This window comes from Azorhizobium doebereinerae UFLA1-100, assembly GCF_000473085.1.
In the GTDB taxonomy this organism is placed as follows: Bacteria; Pseudomonadota; Alphaproteobacteria; order Rhizobiales; family Xanthobacteraceae; genus Azorhizobium; species Azorhizobium doebereinerae.
This window is the reverse complement of sequence record NZ_AXBA01000030.1, coordinates 70297-78649: the sequence shown is the minus strand read 5'-3', so window position 1 is coordinate 78649 and position 8353 is coordinate 70297. Positions and strand designations below refer to the sequence as shown.

At 68.5% G+C, this 8353-nt stretch carries 9 protein-coding genes; 7 read left to right on the top strand and 2 right to left on the bottom strand.

All coding sequences use genetic code 11. The annotated features are described in order from the left end of the window. Both YU1_RS0119800 and YU1_RS30305 read right to left on the bottom strand, forming a co-directional pair. Positions 1-206 (bottom strand): transposase (locus YU1_RS0119800; RefSeq protein ID WP_156922284.1); only part of this gene is annotated, 206 nt, incomplete at its 3' end. 34 nt (positions 207-240) lie between these two features. Then, positions 241-810 carry a hypothetical protein gene (locus tag YU1_RS30305; protein WP_051357054.1) on the bottom strand — a complete coding sequence of 190 codons (570 nt, stop codon included), beginning with the start codon at positions 808-810 and terminating at the stop codon, positions 241-243. A gap of 350 nt (positions 811-1160) precedes the next feature. On the opposite strand from YU1_RS30305, the gene proB reads away from it, so the two are divergent. The 7 genes from proB to YU1_RS0119760 all read left to right on the top strand — a co-directional run bounded on the left by proB (position 1161) and on the right by YU1_RS0119760 (position 8200). Next, positions 1161-2291 (top strand): glutamate 5-kinase, encoded by a 1131-nt coding sequence (proB, locus tag YU1_RS0119790; RefSeq protein WP_029005566.1) that lies wholly within the window; start codon positions 1161-1163, stop codon positions 2289-2291. Positions 2292-2415: 124 nt separating this feature from the next. Further along, on the top strand, positions 2416-3729 hold the full coding sequence (locus YU1_RS0119785) for a glutamate-5-semialdehyde dehydrogenase (RefSeq protein ID WP_051357056.1): 1314 nt from the start codon (positions 2416-2418) through the stop codon (positions 3727-3729). Positions 3730-3755: 26 nt separating this feature from the next. Then, complete coding sequence (locus YU1_RS30300; protein ID WP_051357053.1) at positions 3756-4427, top strand: nicotinate-nucleotide adenylyltransferase; 672 nt, start codon at positions 3756-3758, stop codon at positions 4425-4427. Positions 4428-4549: 122 nt separating this feature from the next. Further along, positions 4550-4912 carry a ribosome silencing factor gene (gene rsfS / locus YU1_RS0119775; protein WP_035716014.1) on the top strand — a complete coding sequence of 121 codons (363 nt, stop codon included), beginning with the start codon at positions 4550-4552 and terminating at the stop codon, positions 4910-4912. A 35-nt stretch (positions 4913-4947) separates the two neighbouring features. Beyond that, positions 4948-5430, top strand: coding sequence for a 23S rRNA (pseudouridine(1915)-N(3))-methyltransferase RlmH (rlmH, locus tag YU1_RS0119770; RefSeq protein ID WP_029005563.1), 483 nt, complete (start codon positions 4948-4950; stop codon positions 5428-5430). A gap of 74 nt (positions 5431-5504) precedes the next feature. Continuing rightward, a complete protein-coding gene (locus YU1_RS0119765) occupies positions 5505-6854 on the top strand; it encodes a murein hydrolase activator EnvC family protein (RefSeq protein ID WP_029005562.1) in 1350 nt (449 codons plus the stop codon). Next, positions 6851-8200: a S41 family peptidase gene (locus YU1_RS0119760; protein WP_029005561.1), complete on the top strand. Its 1350-nt coding sequence runs from the start codon at positions 6851-6853 to the stop codon at positions 8198-8200. Before YU1_RS0119765 ends, YU1_RS0119760 begins: the two co-directional genes overlap by 4 nt. Positions 8201-8353: the final 153 nt, after the last annotated feature.

Below are 8353 nucleotides of genomic sequence, written 5' to 3'. Positions count from 1 at the left end.
CGGCTCCAGCGGATGAAGCGGTTGTACAGCGTCTTGTGCGGGCCGTAGTCCTTGGGGGCATCCTTCCACTGCAACCCGTTGCGGATCACATAAACGATGCCACTCACCACCCGGCGGTCATCGACGCGCGGCACGCCATGGGCCAAGGGAAAGAAGGGCGAGATCCGAGACATCTGCCTTTCGCTCAGCAGGAACAAATCGCTCATCACAGCCTCCTCAATGGAGACTGTGAATCACAACTCAAGGCAAATTAATAGGTCCTGAGCCTAGGCCCCGGGGCGCGGCAAGGCCGAGGGTCAGCAGCGTGCGCGGCAGGAAGTGCAGGCCGAGCAGCAGGAGGATCCAGAACAGAAGCCGGTCCACGCCCCGCCCGCGCGCAAGATGGCGCAGGCGCAAAGCGGCATAGGTGAAGATCACGCCGTAGGAGACGTTCTGGATGTAGATGCGGAGCGTCAGGTCGGAATGGACGTAGGAAAAATAGGCGATGGCGATGACGATCAGGCCGAGGGCGGCCAGATAGGCGACGGCGGGGAGCGGCCGTTCATAGCGACGGAGCAGCGCCGCCGCGGTGAGCAGCACCGAGCCGCTGTAGAAAACGGCGGATACGACGGCATTGGCGTTGACGCCGGGTGGCAGGTGCAGGATTTGCGTGCACGCCCCGAGGGTGAAAAGCAGGCATGCCGAACTGAGGATGGCGAGATGCCGACGCCGACGCTCCAGCAGCCAGAACAGCAGGAAGGTGAAGCCGAAAACCGCCACGATCCCGGCGGGAATCAAGGTCAGCGTCTTGCGGATGATCGCAGTTTCCATGTGGGATATATGCGGATCATCGCCGCCCAAATTATCGAAAAATCAAGCAATACAATTCCCGGCCAGGATTAATTGGGCGGGCGGCGGCCAACGGACGCCGCAATGATACACATCGGTGTATTGCTGCGCGATACCACCGATGCTGATTGGCTTGAGTGACGGTGGCGAAGCCGGGCCGCCGCTTGGGGCGTATCCGCGCGCGAGTGATCCGGGCGTTTTCGCGTGGCCGGCGCGCGCTTCCGGCCCCTGTTCCCGCGCGCCGGCTTAGGCTATCGAAGCGGCCCATGCCGCGCGCGGCGGAGCCCGGGGATGGCCCCGGCCCGGCGCGGGCCCAAGCGAAGACCAGACCCGTGACCGCAGCCGCTCCCGTCCTCTCCGATTTCCGCCGCATCGTCATCAAGGTGGGGTCCGCGCTCCTCGTGGATCAGGCCCGGGGCAAGGTGCGCCTGCCGTGGCTGACGTCCCTGGCCGAGGACGTCGGCACGCTGCATGCGCGCGGCGCGGATGTGCTGGTGGTGTCCTCCGGCGCCATCGCGCTCGGGCGCACGGTGCTCCATTTGCCGCGCGGGCCGCTCAAGCTGGAAGACAGCCAGGCGGCGGCGGCCGTGGGCCAGATCGCGCTGGCCCGAACCTGGGCCGAGATTCTCAGTCATGAGGACATCACCGCCGGGCAGGTGCTGCTCACCCTGGGCGACACCGAGGAACGGCGGCGCTATCTCAATGCCCGCAGCACACTGGCGCGGCTGCTGGAATATCGCGCCGTGCCGGTCATCAACGAGAACGACACGGTGGCCACCAGCGAGATCCGCTATGGCGACAACGACCGCCTCGCCGCCCGCGTCGCCACCATGGCCAGCGCTGACCTGCTGGTCCTGCTGTCGGACATCGACGGCCTCTACACGGCGCCGCCCGCGCAGGACCCGAACGCCACCCACATCCCCATCGTGCCGCGCATCACCGGCGAGATCGAGGGCATGGCCGGGGCGGCGGGCTCGGAACTGTCGCGCGGGGGCATGCGCACCAAGATCGAGGCCGGCAAGATCGCCACCTCGGCGGGTACCCACATGCTGATCGCGTCCGGGCATGTGAAGAACCCGCTGCGGCGGATCGCCGAGGGTGGCCGCTGCACCTGGTTTCTCGCCGGCGGCACACCGGCGCGGGCGCGCAAGGCCTGGATCGCCGGGACGCTGGAGGCGCGCGGCGTGCTGCATCTGGACGAGGGCGCGGTGGCCGCCCTGCGGCGCGGCGCGAGCCTGCTGCCGGCCGGCGTGGTGCGCGTGGAAGGGCATTTCGAGCGCGGCGATGCGGTGCTGCTGCGCGGGCCGGACGGCAGCGAGATCGGCCGCGGGCTGGTGGCCTACGACCATGACCATGCCGAGCGCATCCGTGGCCGCTCCACCGCCGAGATCGAGGACCTGCTGGGCGTGCCGGGGCGGGCGGAAATGGTCCATCGCGACGACATGGCGCTCGGCGCGGAGTAAGTCGCGCGCGCCAAAACACAAAATCCGCTCGACCCTGTGACCTTTCCACACCACATGCTAAGGATGCCGCAGCCGGCTGTTCACAGGCCGGGTCGAGGAAACCTTAGAGAGTTCCACCATGGCCATGCCCCAAGCAGCCCGTCTTTCCGTGGCAGCAGGCGCGACGAGCGCCGCGCCCGTGGACGTGCCGGCTGTCCTGTCGCAGATGGGACGCGCCGCCCGCGCGGCCGCGCGGACCTTGGCCCTGGCTTCCGCCGAACAGAAGACCGCCGGCTTGCGGGCCGCCGCCGCCCGTATCCGGGCTGCGTCCCCGGAGATCCTCGCCGCCAACGGCCAGGACATGGCCCGTGCCCGCGCGGACGGTATGAGCGCGGCCTTCCAGGACCGCCTTGCCCTCACCGAGGCGCGTATCGAGGCGATCGCCGCCGGCATCGAGATGGTGGCGGACCTGCCCGACCCGGTCGGCGCGGTCACCGAGCGCTGGACCCGCCCCAATGGACTCGTCATCGAGCGCGTGCGTACGCCGCTCGGCGTCATCGGCGTCATCTATGAGAGCCGTCCCAACGTCACTGCGGACGCCGCGGCGCTCTGCGTGCGGGCCGGCAATGCCGTGATTCTGCGCGGCGGCTCGGACAGCCTGGACTCCTCCGGTGCCATCCACCGCGCCTTCGTGGCGGGCCTCGCCGAGGCGGGCCTGTCGCCGGATTGCGTGCAGTTCGTCCCGTTCGCCGACCGGGCCGCCGTCGGCCTGATGCTCGGCGGCCTCGACGGCAATCTCGATGTCATCGTGCCGCGCGGCGGCAAGGGGCTGGTCGCCCGGGTGCAGAGCGAGGCGCGGGTGCCGGTGTTCGCCCATCTGGATGGCATCGTGCATGTCTATGTCCACGCCGCCGCCGACCTCGACATGGCCAAGAGCGTGCTGCTCAACGCCAAGATGCGGCGGACCGGCATCTGCGGCGCGGCCGAGACGCTGCTGGTGGACCAGGCGGTCGCCGGCACGCATCTGAAGCCCCTGGTGGAAATGCTGCTGGACGCCGGCTGCGAGGTGCGCGGCGATGCCGCCACCCAGGCGGTGGACCCGCGGGTGAAGCCCGCCGCGGAAACCGACTGGGACACGGAATATGAGGACGCGATCATCTCCGTGAAGGTGGTGCCGGACATCGCCGCCGCCATCGCCCACATCGAGGGGCACGGCTCCCACCACACCGATTCGATCATCACGGCCGATCCGGCCGCCGCCGACCGCTTCCTCAGCGAGGTGGATTCGGCGATCGTCATGCACAATGCCTCCACCCAGTTCGCCGACGGCGGCGAATTCGGCTTCGGTGCCGAGATCGGCATCGCCACCGGGCGCATGCACGCCCGCGGGCCGGTGGGGGCGGAACAACTCACCTCGTTCAAGTACCGCGTTCACGGCGCCGGGCAGACACGCCCGTGAGTTGCGAACCGCGGATAGGGACGCCGATGCAGCCGATCAGCGTGCGCGCCGCCGTCAGCATGCCCATGACCGCTCCGGGCATGCGGGTGGGGCTGTTCGGTGGATCCTTCAATCCCGCCCATGCGGCCCATCGGGCGGCGAGCCTGCTGGCGCTGAAGCGCCTCCAGCTCGACCGTATCTGGTGGCTGGTGACGCCCGGCAACCCGCTGAAGGACAATTGGGACCTGCCATCCATCGAAGAACGTGTGGCCTTCGCCCGGCGGGTGGCGCACCACCCGCTCATCGACGTCACCGGCGTCGAGGCGACGCTGGGCACCCGCTACAGCTTCGAGACGGTTTCAGCTTTGGTGGAGCGCCTGCCGCGGGTGCGCTTCGTCTGGGTCATGGGCGCCGACAATCTCGCCCATTTCGCCCGCTGGCAGCGCTGGCGCGGGCTGGCCGGGCTGGTGCCGATCGCGGTGGTGGACCGGCTGGGCGACAGCCTGTGCGCCACTTCCTCCCGGGCCTCCCATGCGCTCGCGCCCTATCGGGTGCCGGAGCAGCATGCGGCAGCCCTGGCGGACATGGCGCCGCCCGCCTGGACTTTCCTCCACGGACTGAAATCCCCGCTCTCCTCCACCGAGATCCGTGCCGCCCAGCGGACGCAAGGAACCGCGCCAAACACGGACGATCTCCACCATCCCTTGAAATTTCCTTGATTTGGCGGCATTCTGCCAAAGTGATCCCAGGGTAAGACATCGTCCGCCCGAGGGGATCGTTCATCTGACTGAGAGGATCCGGACCCCTGTCCACGACGGCTCTCTTGGCGGCCGCAGAGACCATGGCGGCCGCACCGATCTCGAAGGCGCCGATTGACGCCGAGGAGATTCTCGCACTCGTTCTCGCCCGGCTCGAAGACGACAAGTCCGAGGACACCGTCTCGATCGACCTGCGCGGCAAGACATCGATCGCCGACTATATGGTGGTGTCCTCCGGCCGTTCGCAGCGGCATGTGGGCGCCGTCGCCGAGCACCTCATCGAGGCGCTGAAGGCAGCCGGCGTTCGTCAGGTCCGCGTCGAGGGGCAGCCAGCCTGCGACTGGGTGCTGATCGATGCTGGCGATGTCATCGTCCACGTCTTCCAGCCCGAAGTCCGCAGCTTCTACAATATCGAGAAGATGTGGTCGGGAACCGCGCGCGCCTGATGGCGCGCGTCTTGGCCCTGCGGGCCTGACGCGCGGTGCGCGTCCTTCTTCTGTGTGTCGGCCGGCTGAAGGCTGGGGCCGAGCGGGACCTTGTGGCCCGCTATCTCGACCGCGCCAAGGCCGGCGGACGTTCGCTCGGCCTCTCGGGCTTCGACACTATTGAGCTGTCGGAATCCTCCGCCCGCCGTCCGGATGACCGGATGGTCGAGGAGGGCAGCGCGATCCTGGCGGCCATTCCGGCCGGCGCGAGCGTCGCCTGCCTCGATCCGCGCGGCCGCAGCCTCTCCAGCGAGGATTTTTCCGCGCGGCTCGGGAGCGCGCGGGATGGTGGAACATCCGCCAGCTGCTTCATCATCGGCGGCGCCGACGGCCTTGCCCCGGCGGTGCGGGCCCGCGCCGACCTGCTTCTGGCGTTCGGCGCGGCGACCTTTCCCCACCAATTGGTGCGGGTGATGCTGGCGGAACAGATCTATCGCTCCACTACCATTCTCTCCGGGCATCCCTACCACCGGGCCTGAACAGCGGGGCCGAACGGGCGCGGCGGCTGGTTATGGTTTACATCTCCTCAACTTCGCGCGGGTAGATCTACCGTATGGATGCCCGTTCCGGCCCGATCCTTTGCGCAGTGGCGATCTGTGCGGCCGTTGCCGCGGCAGCGCCCGCGCGCGCGCAGGCGCCACCTGCCGCCAGATCGCCCGCCGCCGCCGCGCCCGCCGCAACGGCCCCGGCCGTCCCGGCGCCGCGCCCGCGGCCCGCGTCGCCGGTGAACACCGACGCGCTGAACGCGGACATCCGCGGGGCGGCGGAGTTCCAGAGCCAGGTGCGGGCCGAGCTCGATTCGGTGAAGGGCGACCGGGCGCGCTTCAACCAGTTGCTGGTGGACACCACCACGCGCCTGCGGACCGTCGAACAGCAGATCACCGACCTGGAAGCGCGGATCACCACGCTCGACGGCAACGCCGCAGAGCTGCGCGCGTCGCTGTTCAAGCGCCGCGACGTGCTGGCAGAGGTGCTGGGGGCGCTGGTGCGCATGGGCCGCAATCCGCCGCCGGCCCTGCTGATGCGGCCGGACGATGCGCTGGATGCGGTGCGCTCCGCCATCCTGCTCGGCGCGCTGCTGCCGGAAATGCGGGTGGAGGCGGAAACCCTGGCGGCGGATCTGGCCGACCTGTCCCGCCTGCGCACGGACCTTGCGACTGCCCGCGATACGCTCACTGGCCTGCGCACCTCCATGGAGGAGGACCGCCGCCGCCTGTCGGCTTATGTGACGGAGCGCCAGAAGCGGGTCACGGAAGGGAATGCGGACCTGCCGGCGGAAAAAGCCCAGGCGGACGCGGTCGCCAAGACCACCGGCGATGTGCACGATCTCGTGACACGGCTGGAGACGGAGGTGGCTCCCGCCGCCCGCGCCGCGGCCGAGGCGACGTCGGCGAGCAAGCCGCCGGAGCCCGGCAAGACCGAGGTGGCGGCGCTGAACAATGCCGCCAGGATCGCCCCCGCACGGCCCTTCGTGCAGGCTAAAGGCTTGCTGCCATTGCCTGTCGCCGGGGTGCGCCTGCGCGACTTCGGGACGCCGGACGGTCTCGGCGGGGCGGAAAAGGGCATGACCTTCGCCACGCGCGCGGGCGCCCAGGTTGCGGCGCCGGCGGATGGCTGGGTAGTCTATGCCGGGCCCTTCCGCTCCTATGGACAACTCTTGATCATCAATGCGGGCGGCGGATACCATATTCTACTGGCGGGCATGGAGCGGATCACCGTAGAGCTGGGCCAGTTCGTCCTCGCGGGTGAGCCCGTCGCGATCATGGGAAGCGTTTCTCGTGCCCCAGCGGCGGGTTCGGCCTCCGGACAGCCCCAATTGTATGTGGAATTCCGCAAAGACGGAATCTCGATCGACCCCGCTCCCTGGTGGGCGGCAACGGACAGTCAGAAGGTGCGCGGATAATGCGTCGTACGTCTCTCTTCCTCCTTGGCGTTGCGGCCGGTGCACTGGTGGCCGTCGCCGCCGTGCAGCCGCGCCTGTTTCTTGGCACTGCCGCCGAGGCGGCCGCGTCGGACACCTACCGGCAGCTCAGCCTGTTCGGCGACGTGTTCGAGCGCATCCGCTCCGATTACGTGGAGAAGCCGGACGACGCCAAGCTGGTCGAAGCTGCCATCAACGGCATGCTGACCAGCCTTGACCCGCACTCCTCCTACATGGACGCGAAGAGCTTCCGCGACATGCAGGTGCAGACCCGCGGCGAGTTCGGCGGCCTCGGCATCGAGGTCACGATGGAAGATGGCCTGGTGAAGGTCATCGCCCCCATCGACGACACCCCCGCCGCCAAGGCCGGCGTGCAGGCCGGCGACATCATCACCAAGCTGGACGGCGAGCAGGTCCAGGGCCTGACGCTGAACCAGGCGGTGGAAAAGATGCGCGGCGCGGTCAACACGCCGATCACGCTGACCATCGCCCGCAAGAACCAGGACAAGCCGATCGACATCAAGGTCGTCCGCGACACGATCAAGATCAAGGCCGTGCGCTCGCGCGTCGAGGACGGCGACATCGGCTATGTGCGCATCACCTCGTTCAACGAGCAGACCTACGACAACCTGAAGAAGGCCATCGAGGACCTGACCGCCCAGATCGGCGCGGACAAGGTCAAGGGCTACATCATCGACCTGCGCAACAACCCCGGCGGCCTGCTCGACCAGGCGATCGCGGTGTCCGACGCCTTCCTGGAGCGCGGCGAGATCGTCTCCACCCGCGGCCGCAATGCGGACGAGACCCAGCGCTTCAACGCCCGCGGCGGCGATCTGGTGAAGGGCAAGCCCATCATCGTGCTCACCAACGGCGGCTCCGCCTCGGCCTCGGAAATCGTTGCCGGCGCGCTGCAGGACCACAAGCGGGCGACCATCCTCGGCTCCCGCAGCTTCGGCAAGGGCTCGGTGCAGACCATCATCCCGCTCGGCGGCAACGGCGCCCTGCGCCTCACCACGGCGCGCTACTACACGCCGTCGGGCCGCTCCATCCAGGCCAAGGGCATCGATCCGGACATCGTTCTCATCCAGGACATGCCCGCCGAGCAGAAGGCCAAGCTGGAAAGCGCCGGCGGCGACACCACCCGCGGCGAGGCCTCGCTGCGGGGCCACCTGAAGAACGGCGACGACGAGCAGACCGGCTCGCCCTCCTACGTGCCGCCGGACCCGAAGGACGATACCCAGCTGAAGATGGCGAAGGATCTGCTGGAAGGCACGGTCAAGAACGCCGCCTTCCCGCCGAACCCCAACAAGACCACGCAGTCGAACTGACGCGCCGTCCGGCGCTCAGGTTTGGTCTGATGAACCCCGCCGCGTTCTCGCGGCGGGGTTTTTCTTTGGGCGCGGCATGGTCCCTCTCATCTCATGGCGGGCCGAGTGATCTGCCTAAAAATAGAGCTGTCAGGTGTGCGCAAGAGTGTAAAT

Coding starts and splice junctions, on each gene's coding strand:
- YU1_RS30305 (WP_051357054.1), bottom strand. CDS start 810: ATGGAAACTGCGATCATCCGCAAGACGCTGACCTTGATTCCCGCCGGG.
- YU1_RS0119785 (WP_051357056.1), top strand. CDS start 2,416: ATGCCCCAAGCAGCCCGTCTTTCCGTGGCAGCAGGCGCGACGAGCGCC.
- YU1_RS30300 (WP_051357053.1), top strand. CDS start 3,756: ATGCAGCCGATCAGCGTGCGCGCCGCCGTCAGCATGCCCATGACCGCT.
- rsfS (WP_035716014.1), top strand. CDS start 4,550: ATGGCGGCCGCACCGATCTCGAAGGCGCCGATTGACGCCGAGGAGATT.
- YU1_RS0119765 (WP_029005562.1), top strand. CDS start 5,505: ATGGATGCCCGTTCCGGCCCGATCCTTTGCGCAGTGGCGATCTGTGCG.